This window comes from Bacillus cereus group sp. BfR-BA-01408 (assembly GCF_022663305.1).
Lineage (GTDB): Bacteria > Bacillota > Bacilli > Bacillales > Bacillaceae_G > Bacillus_A > Bacillus_A pacificus.
Genome location: NZ_JAKUFF010000029.1, coordinates 17,251 through 38,158, shown reverse-complemented (window position 1 = coordinate 38,158; position 20,908 = coordinate 17,251). Strand labels below are relative to the sequence as shown.

Below are 20,908 nucleotides of genomic sequence, written 5' to 3'. Positions count from 1 at the left end.
GGAGTGAGCTGAAGCTCACTCCTTTTCTTTAAATAATTGTAAATTTGCGGATGTTACGGATTGGATTTTGTCTATTAGATCCATCATTGTAATATAAATGAACAGGTCCATCTTCTTTTAATGGTTTTCCCTCTTTTGAAAAACCAAGAATAGCATGTTTGACAGTTTCTAATGGAAGCGTTATTGTATCATCTACTGTTTCGATCTCGACTTGCGTAGCGTCATCTGAAATTTCGGCGTTAGCAAGAAAAGGTTGAAATGGTATACCGAACGTTCCAGTAATTAGCTGTTCTTTTTTAAATTTCTTTACACTTTGTTGTATCGGCGGGAAAGCAGCACCATCACGGATTTCGCGATCCCAATGTTCCGAAGTGTTTTTTAAATAAGCTTCTAGTTCTGAAGTGTTTTCTCTCGTTTCATCAAAGTAAGTTGTCAAATCTACTTTTCGATCATCAAAGATCCAAACGGTTGGATCGATAGTGATTGGAAAACGAACTTTTCCATTAATAAATAAAATTTCGCTCATTGTTGTTCCCCCATTTGTGTTATACTCCCACTTTTCAGTATAATAGTATTAGACACTATTGTCACAAAAAATGTTTCTATTGCAATTTATTAAAACTATCGCTAATATTAATAGATAGGAGAGAGTAGGACGGAAACGGAGGGAATCAATTTGGCGTCTGAGACAGTATCAAATCATCAGGAAAAGGCACTAGCCCTTCTACAAGCGGATGCGGAGAAGATTTTAAGACTTATTAAGGTGCAAATGGACCATCTTACAATGCCGCAATGTCCATTATATGAAGAAGTGTTAGACACACAAATGTTTGGACTATCCCGCGAAGTCGATTTTGCAGTTCGCCTTGGTCTTATTTCAGAAGAACAAGGGAAAGCAATGTTAGGAGAGCTTGAACGTGAGTTATCTGCACTTCATGAAGCATTTACAAACAAACAACAATAACGGGTTCAAATAAGGGGGCTCAAACTGAAAAAGTTTGAGCTTTTTATTTGTATAATAAAGCAGGAAGAATCAATGTACATATGGAATACAACAATAATTAAATTGAAACAGAGAGAGGAAATGAAATGAAAAGAGTATGGAAATCAATGGATTATTCATTATTACTTCCTCTTGTTATCTTATGTGTGTTGGGAGTTATAATGGTATATAGTTCTAGTTCCATTGTTGCGATTTCGAGATTTGATAAACCAGCAAATTTCTTTTTTAAAAGACAATTAATTACTTTAGTTGTTGGGACAATGGTATTAATAATTATTGCTACTATCCCATATAAAGTTTGGAGAAAACGAATTTTTTTATTGGGGAGTTATGGTGCTAGTGTTGCCTTATTAGCTGCAGCTGCCTTTTTCACTAAGAAAGTAAACGGTGCAAACGGGTGGATATTTGGAATACAGCCTGCAGAATTTGTTAAGATAACAGTTATTCTCGTCTTAGCTCATTTTTTTGCGAAAAGACAAGAAACGAATACACCTGTTTTCAAAGGGTCAGGTCCAGTACTTATTGGTGTTGGAATAATCATGTTTTTAATATTAAAGCAAAATGATTTAGGTACTGATTTGTTAATTGCAGGAACAGTAGGAATTATGTTTCTTTGTTCGGGAGTACAGGTTAACTTATGGATTAAACGAATTGCTTTAACTTCTATAGTATGGATTCCGGCACTATATTTTCTTGGTAATTATGCATTAAATCCATATCAAAAGGCACGTTTTTCTGTTTTTCTTGATCCGTTTAATGATCCTCAAAAGGATGGGTTTCAATTAGTGAATTCATTTATTGGAATTGCTTCGGGAGGGCTAAATGGTAGAGGATTAGGAAATAGTGTACAAAAGTATGGTTACTTACCAGAACCACAAACGGATTTTATAATGGCAATTATATCTGAAGAACTTGGTTTTATAGGTGTGGCTATTATTTTAATCTGTTTATTACTTATAATTATTCGGGCCTTTAGAGTTGCACAAAAGTGTAAAGATCCATTTGGAAGTTTAATAGCTATCGGAATTGCAAGTTTGTTTGGAGTCCAAACATTTGTTAATGTTGGTGGTATGTCTGGATTAATACCACTTACAGGAGTTCCTTTACCGTTTGTTAGTTATGGTGGGAGTTCCTTATTAGCTAATCTACTTGCGATGGGGATATTACTCAATATTGCTAGTCATGTAAAACGACAAGAGAAACAACAGAACGAGACAGTTAAAGAAAGAGAACAAGGTGGACCACATCTTGTAGTTGTAAAATAAAACACATTGTGCTTTAGAGCATGATGTGTTTTTTTATTTTTAAGTAGTTTTTAAATATGATGTATTAATTTCTCTTTCAGGTAAAAGGTATATCACATTAATCCAAAAGTGATATACAATTAAGTTGTTAGAAAAGGAAGAGGTATGCTATACTATTTTTGTGAGACAAATTGCTCAGAAAACTTATCATTTGTTAAAAAATAAGGTATGATGGATAAAAATAAAGTGAAGCTTTCTAAGTATAATATAATGTAGAAAGTGAAGAACTTCACGCTCTTTATGGTGTGTATATATTTTATCTCTAGAGTGGTAGGAAAGTAGAGGGGGAAAATCATGACAAAGCTGCAACGTATTCAAAAAGTATTGGTAGCTAACCGTGGAGAGATTGCAATTCGTGTGTTTCGAGCTTGTTCGGAACTGGGATTAAAAACAGTTGCAATCTATTCTAAAGAGGATAGTGGTTCTTATCATCGTTATAAAGCCGATGAATCCTATTTAGTTGGGGAAGGAAAAAAGCCAATTGATGCTTATCTAGATATTGAGGGCATTATTGAGATTGCGAAAAGTAATCATGTAGATGCAATCCACCCTGGATATGGTTTCTTGTCAGAAAATATTCAATTCGCAAAACGTTGTGAAGAAGAAGGGATTATCTTTATCGGTCCAAAAAGTAAGCATTTAGATATGTTTGGAGATAAAGTAAAAGCAAGAACACAAGCGCAGCTAGCACAAATTCCAGTTATTCCTGGTAGTGATGGGCCAGTAGATTCATTAGAAGAAGTCGAAGAATTTGCTGAAAAGTATGATTACCCGATTATTATTAAAGCTTCCCTTGGCGGTGGCGGTCGTGGTATGCGTATTGTACGTACTAGTGAAGAATTAAGAGAATCGTATAATCGAGCAAAGTCAGAAGCGAAAGCAGCCTTTGGTAATGATGAAGTATACGTAGAAAAATTCGTTGAAAAACCTAAACATATAGAAGTTCAAATTTTAGCAGATGAAGAGGGCAATGTTGTTCATTTATACGAGCGAGACTGTTCTGTACAACGTCGTCATCAAAAAGTAGTAGAAATTGCACCTAGTGTGTCGCTTTCAGATGATTTGCGTCAGCGTATTTGTGATGCTGCTGTGAAATTAACGAAAAATGTAAATTATTTAAACGCAGGAACAGTTGAATTTCTTGTAAAAGATGATAATTTCTATTTCATTGAAGTAAATCCGCGTGTTCAAGTAGAACATACAATTACAGAAATGATTACAGGAGTCGATATCGTTCAATCACAAATTTTAATAGCTGATGGACATGCATTACATAGCAAATTGGTGGGTGTTCCAAAGCAAGAGGAAGTTGTTGTACATGGATTCGCAATACAATCTCGAGTAACGACTGAGGATCCACTAAATAATTTCATGCCGGATACAGGAAAAATTATGGCATATCGATCAGGTGGTGGCTTTGGAGTTCGTCTTGATACAGGTAATAGTTTCCAAGGTGCTGTTATTACACCGTACTATGATTCTTTACTTGTAAAAGTTACAACATGGGCGCTTACTTTTGAACAAGCTGCTGCAAAAATGGAACGTAACTTAAAAGAATTCCGTATTCGTGGTATTAAAACGAATATTCCATTCCTAGAGAATGTAGTAAAACATAAAAACTTCTTATCAGGGGAATATGACACTTCATTTATTGATGCGTCACCTGAACTATTCTTGTTCTCGAAACGTAAAGACCGAGGAACGAAAATGTTAAATTACATCGGGACAGTAACAGTAAATGGCTTCCCAGGAGTAGGGAAAAAAGAGAAACCAATATTCCCAGATGCTCGTATACCGAATGTATTACACTCAGAGCCAATCCAAAATGGAACGAAACAAATTTTGGATGAGCGTGGAGCAGACGGATTAGTAAAATGGGTACAAGATCAAAAACGTGTACTTTTAACGGATACAACATTCCGTGATGCGCATCAGTCATTACTTGCAACGCGTATTCGTACAAAAGATTTACACCAAATTGCAGAGCCGACAGCGAGAATGTTACCGAACTTATTCTCAGCAGAAATGTGGGGCGGTGCGACGTTTGATGTTGCATATCGTTTCTTAAAAGAAGATCCGTGGGAACGATTACTAGATCTTCGTGAAAAAATGCCAAATGTTTTATTCCAAATGTTACTTCGTTCTTCAAACGCGGTTGGTTACAAAAACTATCCGGATAATTTAATTCAAAAGTTTGTGGAGTGTTCTGCTCAAGCTGGAATTGATGTGTTCCGTATTTTTGATAGCTTAAACTGGGTAGAAGGTATGAGAGTTGCGATTGATGCTGTACGAGATACTGGTAAAATTGCAGAAGCAACTATGTGTTACACAGGGGATATTCATGATCCGTTACGTAGTAAATATGATTTAAATTACTATAAAAATTTAGCAAAAGAATTAGAAGCATCAGGAGCTCACATTTTAGGTATTAAAGATATGGCGGGCTTACTAAAACCAAATGCAGCATATGATTTAGTTTCAGCATTAAAAGAGACGGTATCGATTCCGATTCACCTGCACACACACGATACGAGTGGAAATGGTATATTAACGTATACGAAAGCAATTGAAGCAGGTGTTGACATTGTCGATGTAGCAGTAAGTTCTATGGCTGGTCAAACGTCACAACCAAGTGCGAACACGCTATACTATGCGTTAGGTGGAAACGAAAGACAGCCAGATGTTAATATAGATTCATTAGAAAAATTATCTCATTACTGGGAAGATGTACGTAAATACTACGCACCGTTTGAAAGTGGTATGAATGCTCCTCATACAGAGGTATATATGCACGAAATGCCAGGCGGACAGTATAGTAATTTACAACAACAAGCGAAAGCGGTTGGCTTAGGCGATCGTTTCGATGAAGTGAAAGTAATGTACCGCCGTGTGAATGACATGTTTGGTGATATTGTTAAAGTAACGCCATCATCTAAAGTTGTCGGTGATATGGCATTATTCATGGTTCAAAATCACTTAACAGAACAAGATGTTTTAGAGCGTGGACATTCTATGGACTTCCCAGGATCTGTTGTTGAAATGTTCTCTGGAGATTTAGGACAACCATATGGTGGTTTCCCGAAAAAGTTACAAGAAATTATTTTAAAAGGGAAAGAACCATTAACAGTAAGACCAGGTGAATTATTAGAACCAGTAGATTTCGACGCGTTAAAAGAAGAGCTATTCCATAAACTTGGACGCGAAGTGACGATGTTTGATGTAGTTGCATATGCATTATATCCAAAAGTATTTATGGATTACGAAAAAGTTGCTGAGATTTATGGAAATGTATCTGTGCTTGATACACCGACATTCTTCTATGGTATGAGACTTGGTGAAGAAATCGATGTGGAAATTGAACAAGGTAAAACATTGATGGTTAAACTAGTATCAATTGGAGAGCCTCAGCCAGATGGAAATCGTGTTCTTTACTTGGAGTTTAACGGTCAACCACGTGAGATTGTTGTGAAAGACGAAAGTGTGAAAGCGACAGTTGCACAACGTGTGAAAGGAAACCGTGAAAATCCAAACCACATTAGCGCAACAATGCCAGGAACGGTTATTAAAGTAGTTGTAAAAGAAGGCGATGAAGTGAAAAAAGGCGATTCTATGGCAATTACAGAAGCGATGAAAATGGAAACGACAGTTCAAGCGCCGTTTAATGGTAAAGTGAAAAAAGTATATGTTAACGATGGAGATGCAATTCAAACGGGTGACTTACTCATTGAATTAGATCACTAAAATAAAAAAGGGTTGTGGAAACACAGCTCTTTTTTATTACGAAAAAATACCTTGCCAATTCGGGCAAGGTATTTTCATTTATTTTGTTTGTTTAGAAGTTGATGCAGCTTCTTTTGCATTCACTTTACTTCTTGTACCTAACATAACTAAATAGCATAGTACAGCAAACAAGCAAGAAATGAATAGTGAATGTAATAATGCCATTGATAAACTAGCATTTGTAAATACGACTAAAATTCCTACGATAGCTTGAAGTGTAACAAGGATAAATGAGATGATCCATCCCCAGTATACGACAGGCTGCTGTTTGTAATGGCGGATAGCGAGAATCATCGCGTATAGTATCCAAGCGAAAATTAACATCGCTGCAACTCTATGTCCCATTTGAACCCATTCATGTAATTGAGTTGGCATAGGTCTATTTTTGCTACATAAAGGAAAGTCTGGACAGGCTAAGCTAGCTCGTTCGTGACGTACTAAAGCCCCTGTGTAGACGACAATATAACTGTAAATTGTTACACCATAAATATGAAATTTCATTTTTTTGTCCATAATAAGTGAACGTGCATCAAATTTTTGGTCGATTTCAAAGATAAGACACGTTAATAAAATGACAGAAGCAAATGAAATTAAGGAAATACCGAAATGGATAGCAAGTACAGCTGGCATTTGCCCCCAAACAACCGCTGCGGCTCCCATTAATGCTTGTGCAACTAAAAATACGAAGGATAAAATTGCTAACGTTTTTGTTTCGCGCACATGTTTATAATATTTCCAGGACAAAATACAAAGGAGAGTGACAAGAATTCCTGCTGATCCTGATGTAAGGCGATGACTTAGTTCAATAATAGTTTCCATTGATAAATTAGATGGAACAAATTCACCGTTACAAAGTGGCCATGATTTACCGCATCCTTGGCCAGAGCCTGTTTTTGTAACTAAGGCGCCTCCTAATAAAACTATTAATAAATCAAGACTCGTAATGACTGCTAACCATTTAATAAAGCGTTGCAATCTCTTTCACCATCTTTCTGCTATGAAGTTATTGCGAAATATTTTCATTCCATTATGTATAGAATAAAACGCGCTAGTTCCTATGATATATAAAAAATAATAAAATAGCAAAGAAATGGAGGGGGAAGACAGGGAAGAGAAAACGGGTGTGGAAATAAGGTTTATAAGGAAATTTTTAGGTGAAAAATAGGCTATTTTGAAAAGAAATGGGGAGAATACGTGTTAAATATGACAAAAAAGTTTATTATAGAAGGTAACATCATGTTATGATATGGATAAGTAACAATTAAGTTTTTTATGTTCGACACAAAAAGTTCATGTTTTCTTCACAAAATGTTCGGGAAATATGATTTAATATATTGGAGTATGGGCGTAGATTAGTAGTAGAATGGGTTAACAATGTTTCTACTGTAATAATATTGCTATATAGAAGCGAAATATTTCAATTTGAAATAGGCGCAAAAAGAAAGATGAAAGTTTTAAGAGGGGGTTAAAGTGATGAACCATGCAACAAGTGAGCTGCATGATGAGTCTGCTGTTACAAGCGTACCGGAAACAACTCGGTTACAAGATTTAAAAGCGCTCGTTAAAATGGGGATTGTAAACTCAAATACACTTACTGTATTTACAGGATTTTGGTTGGCATTACACTTTAATGGATTAAGTGTAATGGACAATCTGGATAAGTTATTCTTTACAATCGTTGGTTCTGGATTAGTTATGGCAGGGGTATGTTGTTTAAACAACTACATTGATCGAGACATCGATCCATTAATGGAAAGAACAAAGACCCGTCCAACGGTTACTGGAAAGTATAAACCAGGATTTGCACTTACATTTGGACTAGTTATATTACTTCTTGGTTTTGTATTTTTATTATTAACAACACCAATGGCAGTCTTAATGGGATTTATTGGTGCTTTCACATATGTTGTTCTATATAGTTTATGGACAAAGAGAAAGTATACACTAAATACTGTTGTAGGTAGTATATCTGGTGCAGTTCCACCTTTAATTGGATGGGCAGCAATCGATCCATCTTTAGGCCATCCAATTGCTTGGATGTTATTTTTAATTATGTTTATTTGGCAAATCCCACATTTCCTTGCATTAGCAATGAAACGTGTTGATGAATATCGAAACGCAGGAATTCCAATGCTTCCTGTAGTTCATGGATTTGAAATTACGAAACGCCAAATTATGATTTGGACAGTATGTTTATTACCACTACCATTTTATATGAGTGGACTAGGGATAACATTTATGGTAATTGCAACACTGCTTAACATCGGATGGATCGTTTTAGGTTTTTATGGCTTCCGTAAGAAAGATGACATCAAATGGTCCGTGCAAATGTTTGTTTATTCCCTAAATTATTTAACAATCTTATTTGTATCAATGATTGTAGTTACATTCTTCTAAGACAACGACATAATTGGATTTCTTTACGTTGAGATTTACTTTACTTAACTATAAAGTACAATCTAATTCACAAGGAAAGTGGGGGTTGTTTGTATGAAGAAACAGTGGCGACTGCTTTCGTTCGTTTCACTGCTGGCTTTACTGTTAGGGGGATGCGGTAAAGCCTTTCAATCTACTTTAATTCCGCAAGGAGAGGTAGCAAAAATGCAATACGATCTGCTCTTACTAGCAAGTGCGATCATGGTAGGAGTAGTACTAGTAGTTACTATTATTTTCTTATATGTAATTGTGCGTTTCCGACAAAAGAAAGGTCAGGAAGATTATATTCCGGAGCAAGTTGAAGGGAATCACAAACTAGAAATTATATGGACAGTTATTCCGATTATTCTTTTGCTAATCTTAGCTGTTCCGACGGTTACATATACATTCAAACTTGCTGATGTAAGTGCGATGGAGAAAAAGAATATTGATAAAGATACTATCGTTGTTGATGTAACAGCGAATCTTTATTGGTGGGAATTTTCTTATAAATCAGAAAAGATAGTAACTTCTCAAGATTTAGTCATCCCCACAGGTAAGAAAGTGTATTTGAATTTGAAGGGTGCCGATATTAAACATTCGTTTTGGGTTCCATCTTTAGCTGGGAAAATGGATACAAATACAGATAATGTAAACAAAATGTGGTTAAAGGCAGATAAATCGGGCACTTATAATGGTTTTTGTACAGAATTTTGCGGCCCATCACATTCTTTAATGCAATTCAAAGTGAAAGCTTTAGATGAAAGCGAGTACAAAAAGTGGCTTGCTGATATGAAGAAAATTGATGGGAAGAAAGAAGTAGCTTCAACAAAGGCGCAAGAAGGCCAAGAAATATTTAATAAAAGCTGTATTGGTTGTCACGCAGTTGGATCTAATGATAGTAGACCACCTTCCGCTCGTATCGCACCAAACTTAGCAAACTTTGCGGATCGCGATACAGTTGCCGGCATTGCTGAAAACAATGAAGAAAACTTAAAAAAATGGCTGAAAGATCCTGAAAATATGAAACCAGGAAATAAAATGACTGGTAAATATGGCAACTTAACAGACGATCAAATTGATGCATTAAATGCATATTTACAAACGTTAAAAGTTGAAAAGTAAAGAGGGATTATTCGCGAAGGGGAGGTTGAAAACGTGAGTTCTGTAGCAAAAAAACAGGGGATGGGTGCTGTCATATGGGATTATTTAACGACAGTAGACCATAAAAAGATTGCCATTCTCTATTTAATTGCAGGTGGATTGTTTTTTATAATAGGCGGAATAGAAGCTCTATTTATTCGCCTTCAATTAGCGATTCCTAACAACGCTTTTCTTGTTGGGGATGCTTATAATCAAGTATTAACTATGCACGGTACAACAATGATTTTCCTCGCAGCTATGCCACTCGTGTTTGCATTTATGAACGCCGCTGTACCACTTCAAATTGGTGCACGTGATGTAGCGTTCCCGTTTTTAAATTCACTCGGATTTTGGTTATTTTTCTTTGGTGGAGTATTTTTAAATTTAAGTTGGTTTTTAGGTGGAGCACCTGATGCAGGATGGACATCTTATGCATCTTTAGCTTTAGCCTCTAAAGGCCATGGTGTTGATTTTTATGTGCTTGGCTTGCAAATCTCCGGTATAGGTACATTAATTGGAGGTATTAACTTCCTTGTAACCATTATTAATATGCGTGCGCCAGGGATGACGTATATGCGTATGCCGATGTTTACATGGACGACATTTGTAACATCTTCATTAATATTATTTGCTTTTCCGCCGTTAACTGTAGGATTAGGACTTTTAATGTTAGACCGCTTATTTGGAACAAGTTTCTTTAATCCAGCACTGGGCGGGAATACAATTATATGGGAGCACTTATTCTGGATTTTCGGTCATCCAGAAGTATACATTCTTATACTCCCAGCTTTCGGAATATTCTCAGAAATCTTCGCGACGTTTTCGAAAAAACGATTATTTGGTTATTCGTCGATGGTATTTGCGACAGTATTAATTGGATTTTTAGGGTTTATGGTATGGGCGCATCATATGTTTACTGTTGGGCTTGGTCCAGTTGCAAATGCTATTTTCTCAGTTGCAACAATGGCGATTGCGGTTCCGACCGGTATTAAAATATTCAACTGGCTCTTTACAATGTGGGGCGGAAGTATTCGTTTTACGACACCGATGATGTGGGCAGTAGCCTTCATTCCATCATTCGTAATGGGAGGAGTTACAGGCGTTATGCTAGCATCTGCACCAGCTGATTATCAATTTCATGATAACTATTTCGTAGTAGCTCACTTTCATTATGTAATTGTCGGTGGTGTTGTATTTGGTTTACTTGCAGGAGCCCATTATTATTGGCCACTGATGTTTAATAAAGTATTGAATGAAACGTTAGGAAAGATAACATTTTGGTTATTCTTTATCGGTTTCCATTTAACGTTCTTCATTCAGCATTTCCTTGGCTTAATTGGTATGCCACGTCGTTACTACACATATCTTGAAGGTCAAGGGTTGGAAATGGGCAATATGATTAGTTCTATTGGAGCGGTATTTATGGCTCTTGGAACGATTGTTCTTCTATTCAATGTAATTAAAACAACAGTATCAAAAGAAAAGGCTGGTCGTGATCCGTGGGATGGACGTACATTAGAATGGACAATGCCAGCACCTACACCAGAATATAACTTTAAACAATTACCATTTGTTCGCGGGTTAGATCCGTTTTGGATTGAAAAACGTGAAGGGAATAAAGAGATGACAGCGGCGGAACCAGTGGGTGATATTCATATGCCAAATCCATCATTTTCACCATTTATCATTTCTTTAGGATTGTTTATAGCGGCATTCGGTGCAATGTATATGCAGGGTGGAAAAGATAAGTTTTGGTTATTAGTAGCAATTATCGGTTTAATTATTACGTTTGGTACAATGTTCCTACGTTCAGTAATTGATGATCATGGATATCATATTCATAAAGAAGATTTAGAAGATAAGGGGGGCAAGGCGTAATGCATGTAGATGAAAAATTAACGAATGAAACATTTCCAGCAGAGCCTGAAAAAGCAACCCTTGAGGGGAAAAATAAGTTTGTCGGTTTTTGGTTATTTCTTGGAGGCGAAACAGTATTGTTCGCTTCCTTATTTGGCACATATTTAGCGTTAAAGAATTCTACAAATGGCGGACCAACATCTCAAGAGATGTTCCAAATGCCACTCGTTTTCATTATGACGATGCTTTTATTAACGAGTAGCTTAACGAGCGTATATGCGATGTATCATATGAAAAACTTTAATTTTAAGAAAATGCAACTTTGGCTACTGGTAACAGTGCTGCTAGGATTAGGGTTTTTAGGGTTTGAGATCTATGAGTTTTACCATTATACACATGAATTTAAGCATACTATGAGAAGTAGTGCATTTGGTTCTGCGTTTTATGCTCTTGTTGGTACACATGGACTCCACGTATTGTTTGGATTGTGTTGGATTTTAACATTAATCTTTAGAAATGCGAAGAGAGGTCTAAATTTATACAATGCACCGAAGTTTTATGTTGCATCAATTTATTGGCATTTTATTGACGTAGTTTGGGTGTTTATTTTCACTGTAGTATATTTAATGGGAATGGTGGGATAAACAATGGCGATAAAGCAAACGAATAATCCTAAAGTTGATCTCGTTTACCGGAAGAGGAAAAGTGCGGAGGAAATGAAGCATCAAGTTATTACATTTGCATTAATGATATTTTTAACATTAGTTGCATTTGTAGCAGTAGCATATCCGAAAACTTTCAGTCCGATTTTCTCAGTACCATTTATTTTACTATTAGCGGTGGTACAAGTAATTTTTCAATTGTACTATTTTATGCATATGAGTCATAAAGGACATGAAGCAGCGAGTTTCTTTCTTTATTCTGGTCTGCTAATCGGGTTAATTACAATTTTAGCTTTTATGACAATCGTGTGGATTTGAAAAGTGAAGAGGGAGCTTGTGTTGCCACAGCTCCCTCTTCATATTATGTGAAAAGATAACCTGAAGAAGGTAGGTGTGACAATGAGTAACTTGTGGATATTTGGTTTTCAAGCGCTATGGAGTCCAATCTTTTTATTATTTATGCTTTCGATCCTCATTGGGTATTTTTTAATTATTGGGCCATATAGAATGCGATTTGAACATGCGACAAAGGTAAGTAAGAAGCAAGTTTTTTATTTTACGACCGGGATTGTTCTTTTGTATTTTGTAAAGGGAGGGCCTATTGATTTAATTGGTCATATTATATTTAGTGCACATATGTTTGAAATGGCAGTTATGTATATTGCCGTTCCGCCGTTATTGTTGCTTGGTATACCAGTTTGGTTATATCGTTATATTACTTCTTTTAAGTTCGTTCAAATTATATTGAAGATATTTACTAAGCCACTTATCGCATTGTTTGTATTTAATGGCCTGTTTTCTTTTTATCATTTACCAGTTGTTTTTGATACAGTAAAACAAAGTCAAATTGCTCATCCTATTTGTCTCGCTATATTGTTCTTTACGGCAATCATGATGTGGTGGCCGATGCTAAATCCATTACCAGAATATCAAACGTTAAGTGATATAAAGAAACTTGGTTATATGTTTGCTAATGGTATATTATTAACGCCAGCTTGCGCGTTAATTATTTTTGCGACGGCACCGTTGTTTGCAACGTATACGGATCCAGCTGCTTGGATGAAGGCGATGGAATTATGTGTACCAGCGGGAACTTTATCTGATTTAAATATAACTGGACCAGAATTTTTACACTGGATGCCTGTTTTACAAGACCAACAAACAGGCGGCATCATTATGAAAATTGTCCAGGAAATAGTGTACGGTACGATTATTGGTTATGTTTTCTTTCGATGGGCGCGTCGAGAGCGTGAAAAGGATAAAGAGCAGTTACAACAATTGCCGCCGTATTTACAAACGAAATAAAAGTGAGTGCATCAATATGATGCACTCACTTTTATTTTACTCAATGATTTGGAATTCTTTTAACTCTTTTTCGACATTTTGTAGGAGTTGTTCGCTTTTTTGAAGTACATTCGTTGGGAAAATTTCACCATCACCATATTCAACGCCGTGAGGATAATAGTGTTTACCTAATAAGGGAGGAAGTAGCTTTATTTCAGCGTGTCTACTACCAATGTCACCTTCAACAGCTAAACCTTGTACACGTAAATAATAAACATCGTTTAATATTTCGAATTTATAATCGTATGTAACTCGTTCATAATCCCACTGTCCAGCAAGTACAAAATGGTTCTTTTCCATAATCTCTGTTAATAGTGTTAAATCAACGACGGCTCCATTAAATTTTGTATTTGTAAATTGCATAAAATACCTCCTTTTTTTATGTTACATCATTATTTTTATAATAGTATGAATAATAAGAAAGTGCAATTCATATTGAGAGAAAAGGGATAATCCAGACTTTTTTTGCAAAAATATGATATAGTGAAAAGAGTACGGTACACACAAAAAAAGGAAAGAAAAGGATTTGTGTATATCTCAATTTTATGTTTTGTGCAGGAGGTATATCGATTGAAGAAATTATTGCGTATCGTAATGATTACAATTTTAATTTTAGCTGTTGATTTATACGGGAAATTACTCGTTTCACAATATATATTAACCCCATCTCAATCAAAGCAAGAAAATAAAATTGTGAAAAAGAAAAAACAAGTGAATGAAGACTCTTCCGATACGGTTTTAAATATGATTGGTGGGGACTCTGAAAATTTATTAGCAAAATGGGGCGAACCTTCTCGAATAGAACCATCTGCTTACGGATATGAATGGTGGGTATACAATCAAGATTTATCTCAGTATGTTCAATTTGGGGTTGCTGAACGCAAAATTGTAACGGCGTATGTCGCTGGTGAGCAAGTTAAGGTGCCACCTTATTATATAAATGAAAAGTATGAAGATGTGTATAAAAAGAATCCACTTTCTCATGAGATTTCGTTAAAAAGAGGAAAGAATAGTTATCAATTTGAGTTATCTGATACTGAAGTGATGGAACAACCATTAGTACCAGTAGAAGATGGTTGGGCACAATTATATTTTGATCATTTTACGCATGAGCTTGTCGGTGTTCGTTATATGGATGACGAAACGTTATTGCGTCAAAGACCGTATCAGCTCGTTTATTCGGGTGAATTATTAGCAGAACAACCATTAACTCCAGATAAAATGAAACAAATAGAGAATGGGAATATGCAACAAATTTTTGATTTAACAAATATTATTCGAAGTCGTCATAATTTACCGTTATTAGCGTGGGACCAACAAACGGCAGAGGTGGCAATCGGTCATAGTAAAGATATGAAGGATAATAATTACTTTTCACACGATTCACCTACATTAGGTACGTTAGGAGATCGTTTACAGCGCGGGAAAGTAGGATTTCAGCTTGCCGGTGAGAACATAGCGGCGCAACATAGTGATGGGGTTGCGGCATTGCAAGGTTGGTTAAATAGTGAGGGACATCGAAAGAATTTATTGAATGAACAATTTACAGGATTAGGTGTTGGCGTATACGATAAGTTTTATACACAAAATTTTATTCGGAAATAAAATGAAACTGTAAATTGTGGATGGGAATCTTCCCCTATGCAAATAGTAGGATAAAAAGGTGCATGAATCGTCTAAAAATAGGCGAACCATGCGCCTTTTTTTTCTTATTATATAGTAGATATACATGAAGAGGTGAGGATTATGCCGACAACAAAAGGACCGTTACATCCATCGGTTCAACAGTTTAAAGAGTTTGTAAACCATCACCCTAAAATGGTTCATGAAGTTCGAAGTGGTCATAAAACTTGGCAACAGTTTTATGAGGAATGGTACTTACTTGGTGAAGAAGATCCAGTATGGGCAACTTTTAGACCGGATGGAGCGCCTGCTTTTTCTTCGGTAAAAGAAAAGAAAAAAGAAAAAGGAAAAGAAAAGGATACTCGAACTGAAGAGGAAAAAACTGCTGATGTGATGGGACAAATGCTTTCTTTCTTTAAAAAGTTAGACGTGGAACAAATGCAACATCATTTAGCGAATGTGACGAGTGCGATTGGTAGTGTGCAACAAGTTTTTCAACAATTTCAAGGGAAACGCACGCAGCAAGAAGAGAGTACTTCCGAAAATAATCCATTTTTCTTTCAGAAGGATTAGGAGGAAAGCGGATGAGAGCAGAAATTATGGAGTTTATAAAGGCTGATGAGGATTTATCTCGCTATATTAGGGAGCAACCGTACTGGTATAGAAAACTAACGCGAAACCCTGAAGAAAAAGAGGCATTTGAGTTAGCAGCTATGCAACATTTCAAAAAAACGATACCAGATAAAGTTGAGAAATTTCAAAATCAATTGGCAGTTGCTTCCATTATGATTGATATGTTTCAGTATATGAAGCAGCAAAATGCAACATAATTGGAAGGGAAAACTATGTCCGTCATGCAGAACTTTTGATACAATAGAAGCGGATTATTTAAAAAGGAGTTGCAGCATGAGCATGACGGAAATTTGTTTAGTACGACATGGACAAACTGATTGGAATTTTCAAGAGATTATTCAGGGACGTGAAGATATTCCGCTTAATGAAGTGGGGAAGAAGCAAGCGAGTCAAAGTGCAGCTGCTTTGCAAGCGGAGGCATGGGATATAATTATAAGTAGCCCATTAATTAGAGCGCAAGAAACAGCTAAGGAAATTGCAGAGGCAACTGGATTACAATCAATTTTATTAGATGAGCGATTTGTTGAACGTAATTTTGGTGAAGCTTCTGGGAAGCCAGTTGCGACTGTTAGGGAATTAATTGCAGAAGGTAAAGTAGAAGGTATGGAGCAAGATGAAGAAATTGTAGCTCGTTGTTTTGCTGCGGTAAAAGACGTTGCAGAAACTCATTCTGGCAAACGTATTATTATTGTAGCCCATTCTCATGCGATAAAAGCAATTTTACATGCAATTGCTCCGGAAGATATTTCGTTTAAGACACCGTTAAAAAACGCATGTATTAGTTATGTGAATGAAAATAGTGGGAAGTGGGATGTTGTTAAATACAACATTGCGGAACATATTAATGTATAAATGCGTACTGAAATTATTAAAAAATAGTTAGAATGATATCTTTCTGTTTAGTGAGACACTTCAATTAGTAGTTCTATTCTAAATGTGGTATGATAAATACTCGGAGGTGTCTCTCATGATTGTAGCGACGCTAGAAAGCGTATTAATATTAGATAAGGCAGAGCAGCTTGCAAAAGCGATCATCTGTTCAGATATAGCAGAAGATTACCGTAAATGTTATAAAGACTTGCATGAAGATATGGAAGTTCAAACGTTAATTCAGCAATTTACAGCGATGAAAGAACGATATGAGGAAGTGCAACGTTTCGGTAAATATCATCCTGACTATACTTTCGTTTCGACGAAAATGAGGGAATTGAAGCGTTCTGTAGATTTACATGATAAGATTGCAGCTTTTAAACGAGTAGAAACGGCTTTACAAAAGTTGTTAGATGAAGTGAGTGTAGCAATCGGTTCTGAGGTGTCCTCTTCCATCAAAGTTCCAACAGGAAATCCATTTTTTGATGCTGGTGGCTGTGGTGGCGGTTGTGGTACCGGCGGAGGTTGCGGTTGTAAAAAAACGGGGTAAATCACCCCGTTTTTTAGAAGATAGAAGAAAACGTATACAGAGTTTGTCCTGTAATGTCATAAATTTCTGATTGGTTTTCATAAAATATAAAATATATGTTTTTAAAAGGAGAAGATGGAGAAGATTATGTTCGGGCAACGACAAAGTATGATTGTTTATTTACATTCATTGAAACATGCCAAGATTTTAAGAAAATATGGTAACATACATTACATATCAAAACGTTTAAAATATGCAGTAGTATATTGTGATATGGAACAAATTGAGCATATGATGCAAAAGTTGAACAAACTTCCTTTTGTGAAAAAGATAGAACAGTCGTACCGCCCGTATTTAAAAACGGAATTTGAAAATTCACGTCCTGATCGGGCAAAAGAATACGATTATAGCTAATAGAAAAAATCCCCTGCTAATTTTAACAGGGGATTTTTTATTTGAAATAACACATTATTTCATTGGAGGAATAAAATTATTCATTCGTAAAATACCAATTAAATGATTGAAAAACAGTTCTTTTTCTGGGAAAGTTGTGGATGGTTTTACCGTAAAGGTAGTCACTTTTTTTCCAAGTTGTTCTGCCGTTTCTTCAAATAAAATGACGCGTTTACTTTTTTTATTTTCAAGTACAGGAATGCCTTCACGACATATGTATAATGGTTGGAAATCACCAGTAGTAGTTGGTTTTAATATTACAACAAGTGAGCACACTTTTTTTTCATTTTTAATTGTTTCAAATTGTAACATATGTGTTATACGTTCTTGATTTGCTTTGGCAATTTCAAGTAATTCATATAAATCAGAGTAGCCCTCTCCGAGTTCTATAAAGCGTTGAATCATATCTTTTCCTCCTCTTTCTTTTACTGTACCATCTCACTTTTTAAATGAAAAGTAGACAAAGAAAAAAAACCCTGCAAAGCAGGGCCCTTCTTATACTAGCATGTACTAGTAAGAAGGCAAAGGGAGAGGAGAAACCGGAGGAAGAACTTATGGGGAAACGTAAGTCTTCTCCGCGGTTGGCAACAACATCGAAGGTGATGTTGTTATAGTTATTTATGTCCAATCTAAATGAAGATATACATGATGAAATTAAATTTTATGTTGGGCTTTTTATTTTTCTTTTTTTTATTTTATGATAGGATAAAAAAGATAAAGTGAAACGAATAGTTCGTGTTAGCGAATGGTGAGATGAATACATAAAAATGCAGAGCGGTTATTTTAAGCTAAGTTCTTCTAGTCTTCGTTGGAAGATGAATGGAATCGTAAAGTTTGGTAGCGGTTACCGAATGGAGAAGGGCTTTCTATAATTGCTCGATAGATTGAAATAAAGGTAGTGACAACAGATGAGAGTAGTTTCAGGAAAATGTAAAGGACACCCACTTAAAGCGGTGCCAGGTAATACAACACGTCCAACGACTGATAAAGTAAAAGAATCCATTTTTAATATGATAGGCCCTTATTTTGATGGGGGTGTCGCTCTTGATTTATTTGGTGGTAGCGGTGGTCTTGGAATCGAAGCTATAAGTAGAGGGATTGATAAAGCGATTTTTGTTGATCGAGACAATAAAGCGATAAAGGTAATCCATCAAAATTTAGAAAGTTGTAGAATACAGGAACAAGCTGAAGTATATCGGAATGATGCAGAACGTGCGATAAAAGCACTTATAAAACGTGAAATGTCATTTGATCTTATATTAATTGATCCTCCATATAAAGATCAAAAAATTGTATCTTTAATTAGTGTAATGGATCAACATGGATTGCTACATAACGATGGTTTAATTATGGCGGAGCATGGTAATGATGTAGTTTTACCCGAGTCTATAGGAAGACTTGTAAAAGTGCGAGCTGAAAATTATGGTATTACAGCGATATCGATTTATAAGTATGAAGGTGAGGGGACGGAATGACAAGTATAGCTATTTCTTCGGGAAGTTTTGATCCAATTACCCTTGGGCATCTGGATATTATTAAAAGGGGAGCAAAAGTATTTGACGAGGTATACGTAGTAGTTTTAAACAACTCGTCAAAAAAACCGTTCTTTTCAGTGGAAGAGCGTTTAGATTTAATTCGAGAAGCAACAAAGGATATTCCTAATGTCAAAGTAGATTCACATAGTGGACTACTAGTTGAGTATGCAAAAATGCGTAATGCGAACGCGATTTTACGTGGATTACGAGCAGTTTCTGATTTTGAATATGAGATGCAAATTACTTCTATGAATCGAAAGTTAGATGAAAACATTGAAACCTTTTTTATTATGACAAACAATCAATACTCATTTTTAAGCTCGAGCATTGTGAAAGAAGTTGCGAGATATGGAGGAAGTGTAGTAGATCTTGTACCTCCTGTTGTAGAACGTGCTTTAAAAGAAAAGTTTCAAACCCCGTTAAAGTGAACGGGGTTTTTCTTTGTTGCTTCGAAAAAATAATAAGATGACATATACATGTAAACAAAATAATGTAAATATCGGTCCGTAGTGTATAAAAGATGTCCAAATTTCATGCAGAATAGAAGAATGATTCGATAAAAAGACAGGGATATCTTTTTGCATAGGTGAAAAAGAGCTTACTTTTTCATAAAATGGTTTCCAAAATATAAAAGTAAAAATAGGAGCAAGAATACTTTGGATAATTCTTGCGAAAAAATAGGGCTTAAATCTAATGTCTGTTTCAGCTAATATGCTAGCGACTTGTGCCTGAATAGAAAGGCCGCTAAATGCTAAAATAAAGCTTGTTACCATAGCTTGCTGCAGGAGGGGTGTTTCATTTATTTGACTAATCATTTGGCTTCCAAGTGTCATTTCAAACATGCCAGATAATATTGGGATACTAAATTCAGTAGTTAGTTGGAAGAATGATAAAATATGTTGCATAATAAAAGAAAGGGCTGCTGTAATATGAAATACAGTAATCATTTTATTTAAAACAGAGAATAAAATAATAAATCCACCAATCATAAGTAGCGTTTGAATAGAAGAAACGATAGCGTCCCCAAGTAATTTTCCTATTGGTCTTTTTTCTTGCATACGTGTCTCGTGTAGAATTGAAAAAGGGTTTTGAAAAGGGTGTTTTTTAGTAACATGTTTATCATGCGTGGAACTGTTGTTATTGCCGTAAAAACGCATCAGTAACCCGACAGCAAAATTACTTAAATAATGTGCAGCAGCTAATACGATTCCTAATTTCGGATTATTGAAAAAACCGATAGAAACAGCGCCAAAAATAAAAAGTGGATTGGATGAGTTTGTAAAAGATACGAGGCGCTCTGCTTCAATTTGTGTTAGCTGATTGCTTTTGCGCAGTCTAGCGCTTAATTTGGCGCCAGCGGGAAAGCCTGAAGCCATTCCCATTGCCCAAACAAATCCGCCTATTCCTGGAACGCGGAAAAGTGGTCGCATAAGTGGTTCTAATATAACGCCTATAAATTTTACAACACCAATACTAATGAGAAGTTCGGCAATGATGAAAAACGGTAAAAGTGAAGGGAATACAACTTCCCACCATATATTTAACCCTCGAATGGAAGCTTGTAAAGCAGCTTGGGGGTGGAGTACAAGAGAAAAGGTTAAAAAAAGTGTTGATATGGTAAGGAAAGCCGTTTTCCATTTTTCATACATGTAAGTAAATCCCCCTTTGTCCCAAAAAACGTTCATTTCAGTATACGTGGATACGTAGTGAATTTAGACCATAAGTATGAAAAAGGAACGAAAAAAATTAAAGGGTGA

The 20,908-nt window shown here is 35.8% G+C and carries 22 protein-coding genes; 17 read left to right on the top strand and 5 right to left on the bottom strand.

Annotation, left to right across the window (positions count from 1 at the left end; genetic code table 11):
• Positions 1-28: 28 nt before the first annotated feature.
• Positions 29-526: a molybdopterin-binding protein gene (locus MR083_RS14145; protein WP_001289788.1), complete on the bottom strand. Its 498-nt coding sequence runs from the start codon at positions 524-526 to the stop codon at positions 29-31.
• Between the two features lie 150 nt (positions 527-676).
• Here MR083_RS14145 and MR083_RS14140 point away from each other — a divergent pair, with 150 nt between their 5' ends.
• The 3 genes from MR083_RS14140 to pyc all read left to right on the top strand — a co-directional run bounded on the left by MR083_RS14140 (position 677) and on the right by pyc (position 6,048).
• A complete protein-coding gene (locus tag MR083_RS14140) occupies positions 677-964 on the top strand; it encodes an Fpa/YlaN family protein (protein ID WP_000135697.1) in 288 nt (95 codons plus the stop codon).
• A gap of 125 nt (positions 965-1,089) precedes the next feature.
• Complete coding sequence (locus MR083_RS14135; RefSeq protein ID WP_000832768.1) at positions 1,090-2,268, top strand: FtsW/RodA/SpoVE family cell cycle protein; 1,179 nt, start codon at positions 1,090-1,092, stop codon at positions 2,266-2,268.
• A 333-nt stretch (positions 2,269-2,601) separates the two neighbouring features.
• Positions 2,602-6,048: a pyruvate carboxylase gene (pyc, locus tag MR083_RS14130; RefSeq protein ID WP_000164051.1), complete on the top strand. Its 3,447-nt coding sequence runs from the start codon at positions 2,602-2,604 to the stop codon at positions 6,046-6,048.
• A 78-nt stretch (positions 6,049-6,126) separates the two neighbouring features.
• On the opposite strand, the gene ctaA is transcribed toward pyc, so the two are convergent.
• The gene (gene ctaA / locus MR083_RS14125; RefSeq protein ID WP_001188737.1) at positions 6,127-7,062 is read right to left on the bottom strand and encodes a heme A synthase; all 936 of its coding nucleotides are present in this window, start codon (positions 7,060-7,062) and stop codon (positions 6,127-6,129) included.
• A 498-nt stretch (positions 7,063-7,560) separates the two neighbouring features.
• On the opposite strand from ctaA, the gene ctaB reads away from it, so the two are divergent.
• From ctaB to ctaG, 6 genes are all read left to right on the top strand, one after another.
• Positions 7,561-8,484 carry a protoheme IX farnesyltransferase gene (gene ctaB / locus MR083_RS14120; protein WP_001015058.1) on the top strand — a complete coding sequence of 308 codons (924 nt, stop codon included), beginning with the start codon at positions 7,561-7,563 and terminating at the stop codon, positions 8,482-8,484.
• A gap of 93 nt (positions 8,485-8,577) precedes the next feature.
• Entirely contained in the window at positions 8,578-9,627 is a 1,050-nt protein-coding gene (gene coxB, locus MR083_RS14115) for a cytochrome c oxidase subunit II (RefSeq protein WP_000745271.1), read from the top strand.
• A 60-nt stretch (positions 9,628-9,687) separates the two neighbouring features.
• On the top strand, positions 9,688-11,523 hold the full coding sequence (ctaD, locus tag MR083_RS14110; protein ID WP_011040617.1) for a cytochrome c oxidase subunit I: 1,836 nt from the start codon (positions 9,688-9,690) through the stop codon (positions 11,521-11,523).
• Positions 11,523-12,146 carry a cytochrome c oxidase subunit III gene (ctaE, locus tag MR083_RS14105; RefSeq protein ID WP_000557861.1) on the top strand — a complete coding sequence of 208 codons (624 nt, stop codon included), beginning with the start codon at positions 11,523-11,525 and terminating at the stop codon, positions 12,144-12,146. Before ctaD ends, ctaE begins: the two co-directional genes overlap by 1 nt.
• A 3-nt stretch (positions 12,147-12,149) precedes the next feature.
• Positions 12,150-12,482: a cytochrome c oxidase subunit IVB gene (ctaF, locus tag MR083_RS14100; RefSeq protein ID WP_000985700.1), complete on the top strand. Its 333-nt coding sequence runs from the start codon at positions 12,150-12,152 to the stop codon at positions 12,480-12,482.
• Between the two features lie 81 nt (positions 12,483-12,563).
• A complete protein-coding gene (gene ctaG / locus MR083_RS14095; RefSeq protein ID WP_000069015.1) occupies positions 12,564-13,469 on the top strand; it encodes a cytochrome c oxidase assembly factor CtaG in 906 nt (301 codons plus the stop codon).
• A 36-nt stretch (positions 13,470-13,505) separates the two neighbouring features.
• On the opposite strand, the gene MR083_RS14090 is transcribed toward ctaG, so the two are convergent.
• Positions 13,506-13,871 carry a YugN family protein gene (locus MR083_RS14090; RefSeq protein ID WP_001160939.1) on the bottom strand — a complete coding sequence of 122 codons (366 nt, stop codon included), beginning with the start codon at positions 13,869-13,871 and terminating at the stop codon, positions 13,506-13,508.
• A 207-nt stretch (positions 13,872-14,078) separates the two neighbouring features.
• On the opposite strand from MR083_RS14090, the gene MR083_RS14085 reads away from it, so the two are divergent.
• The 6 genes from MR083_RS14085 to MR083_RS14060 all read left to right on the top strand — a co-directional run bounded on the left by MR083_RS14085 (position 14,079) and on the right by MR083_RS14060 (position 17,577).
• Entirely contained in the window at positions 14,079-15,113 is a 1,035-nt protein-coding gene (locus MR083_RS14085; RefSeq protein ID WP_000735396.1) for a CAP domain-containing protein, read from the top strand.
• Positions 15,114-15,254: 141 nt separating this feature from the next.
• A complete protein-coding gene (gene ylbD, locus MR083_RS14080; RefSeq protein ID WP_001143348.1) occupies positions 15,255-15,704 on the top strand; it encodes a YlbD family protein in 450 nt (149 codons plus the stop codon).
• A gap of 11 nt (positions 15,705-15,715) precedes the next feature.
• A complete protein-coding gene (locus MR083_RS14075) occupies positions 15,716-15,961 on the top strand; it encodes a YlbE-like family protein (RefSeq protein WP_001200990.1) in 246 nt (81 codons plus the stop codon).
• Between the two features lie 82 nt (positions 15,962-16,043).
• Positions 16,044-16,616 (top strand): histidine phosphatase family protein, encoded by a 573-nt coding sequence (locus MR083_RS14070; protein ID WP_001998138.1) that lies wholly within the window; start codon positions 16,044-16,046, stop codon positions 16,614-16,616.
• Positions 16,617-16,731: 115 nt separating this feature from the next.
• Positions 16,732-17,184, top strand: coding sequence for a YlbF/YmcA family competence regulator (locus tag MR083_RS14065; RefSeq protein ID WP_000634351.1), 453 nt, complete (start codon positions 16,732-16,734; stop codon positions 17,182-17,184).
• Between the two features lie 126 nt (positions 17,185-17,310).
• Positions 17,311-17,577, top strand: a complete 267-nt coding sequence (locus MR083_RS14060) for a YlbG family protein (protein WP_002080814.1) — start codon at positions 17,311-17,313, stop codon at positions 17,575-17,577.
• Between the two features lie 54 nt (positions 17,578-17,631).
• On the opposite strand, the gene MR083_RS14055 is transcribed toward MR083_RS14060, so the two are convergent.
• Positions 17,632-18,021, bottom strand: a complete 390-nt coding sequence (locus MR083_RS14055; protein ID WP_000616011.1) for a DUF7147 family protein — start codon at positions 18,019-18,021, stop codon at positions 17,632-17,634.
• 503 nt (positions 18,022-18,524) lie between these two features.
• Between MR083_RS14055 and rsmD the strand changes: the two genes are divergently transcribed.
• Positions 18,525-19,091 (top strand): 16S rRNA (guanine(966)-N(2))-methyltransferase RsmD, encoded by a 567-nt coding sequence (gene rsmD, locus MR083_RS14050; RefSeq protein WP_001266989.1) that lies wholly within the window; start codon positions 18,525-18,527, stop codon positions 19,089-19,091.
• On the top strand, positions 19,088-19,579 hold the full coding sequence (coaD, locus tag MR083_RS14045) for a pantetheine-phosphate adenylyltransferase (protein WP_000200598.1): 492 nt from the start codon (positions 19,088-19,090) through the stop codon (positions 19,577-19,579). The genes rsmD and coaD overlap by 4 nt, the downstream gene beginning before the upstream one ends.
• Here coaD and ylbJ read toward each other — a convergent pair.
• Positions 19,571-20,800 carry a sporulation integral membrane protein YlbJ gene (gene ylbJ / locus MR083_RS14040; RefSeq protein WP_000273095.1) on the bottom strand — a complete coding sequence of 410 codons (1,230 nt, stop codon included), beginning with the start codon at positions 20,798-20,800 and terminating at the stop codon, positions 19,571-19,573. The genes coaD and ylbJ overlap by 9 nt on opposite strands.
• Between the last annotated feature and the right edge of the window lie 108 nt (positions 20,801-20,908).

What these genes read in the sequence shown, in the direction of transcription:
- MR083_RS14145 (WP_001289788.1), bottom strand. Translation starts at nt 526, where the DNA reads ATGAGCGAAATTTTATTTATTAATGGAAAAGTTCGTTTTCCAATCACT.
- MR083_RS14135 (WP_000832768.1), top strand. Translation starts at nt 1,090, where the DNA reads ATGAAAAGAGTATGGAAATCAATGGATTATTCATTATTACTTCCTCTT.
- pyc (WP_000164051.1), top strand. Translation starts at nt 2,602, where the DNA reads ATGACAAAGCTGCAACGTATTCAAAAAGTATTGGTAGCTAACCGTGGA.
- ctaB (WP_001015058.1), top strand. Translation starts at nt 7,561, where the DNA reads ATGAACCATGCAACAAGTGAGCTGCATGATGAGTCTGCTGTTACAAGC.
- coxB (WP_000745271.1), top strand. Translation starts at nt 8,578, where the DNA reads ATGAAGAAACAGTGGCGACTGCTTTCGTTCGTTTCACTGCTGGCTTTA.
- ctaD (WP_011040617.1), top strand. Translation starts at nt 9,688, where the DNA reads ATGGGTGCTGTCATATGGGATTATTTAACGACAGTAGACCATAAAAAG.
- ctaE (WP_000557861.1), top strand. Translation starts at nt 11,523, where the DNA reads ATGCATGTAGATGAAAAATTAACGAATGAAACATTTCCAGCAGAGCCT.
- ctaF (WP_000985700.1), top strand. Translation starts at nt 12,150, where the DNA reads ATGGCGATAAAGCAAACGAATAATCCTAAAGTTGATCTCGTTTACCGG.
- ctaG (WP_000069015.1), top strand. Translation starts at nt 12,564, where the DNA reads ATGAGTAACTTGTGGATATTTGGTTTTCAAGCGCTATGGAGTCCAATC.
- MR083_RS14090 (WP_001160939.1), bottom strand. Translation starts at nt 13,871, where the DNA reads ATGCAATTTACAAATACAAAATTTAATGGAGCCGTCGTTGATTTAACA.
- ylbD (WP_001143348.1), top strand. Translation starts at nt 15,255, where the DNA reads ATGCCGACAACAAAAGGACCGTTACATCCATCGGTTCAACAGTTTAAA.
- MR083_RS14075 (WP_001200990.1), top strand. Translation starts at nt 15,716, where the DNA reads ATGAGAGCAGAAATTATGGAGTTTATAAAGGCTGATGAGGATTTATCT.
- MR083_RS14070 (WP_001998138.1), top strand. Translation starts at nt 16,044, where the DNA reads ATGACGGAAATTTGTTTAGTACGACATGGACAAACTGATTGGAATTTT.
- MR083_RS14065 (WP_000634351.1), top strand. Translation starts at nt 16,732, where the DNA reads ATGATTGTAGCGACGCTAGAAAGCGTATTAATATTAGATAAGGCAGAG.
- MR083_RS14060 (WP_002080814.1), top strand. Translation starts at nt 17,311, where the DNA reads ATGTTCGGGCAACGACAAAGTATGATTGTTTATTTACATTCATTGAAA.
- MR083_RS14055 (WP_000616011.1), bottom strand. Translation starts at nt 18,021, where the DNA reads ATGATTCAACGCTTTATAGAACTCGGAGAGGGCTACTCTGATTTATAT.
- rsmD (WP_001266989.1), top strand. Translation starts at nt 18,525, where the DNA reads ATGAGAGTAGTTTCAGGAAAATGTAAAGGACACCCACTTAAAGCGGTG.
- coaD (WP_000200598.1), top strand. Translation starts at nt 19,088, where the DNA reads ATGACAAGTATAGCTATTTCTTCGGGAAGTTTTGATCCAATTACCCTT.
- ylbJ (WP_000273095.1), bottom strand. Translation starts at nt 20,800, where the DNA reads ATGTATGAAAAATGGAAAACGGCTTTCCTTACCATATCAACACTTTTT.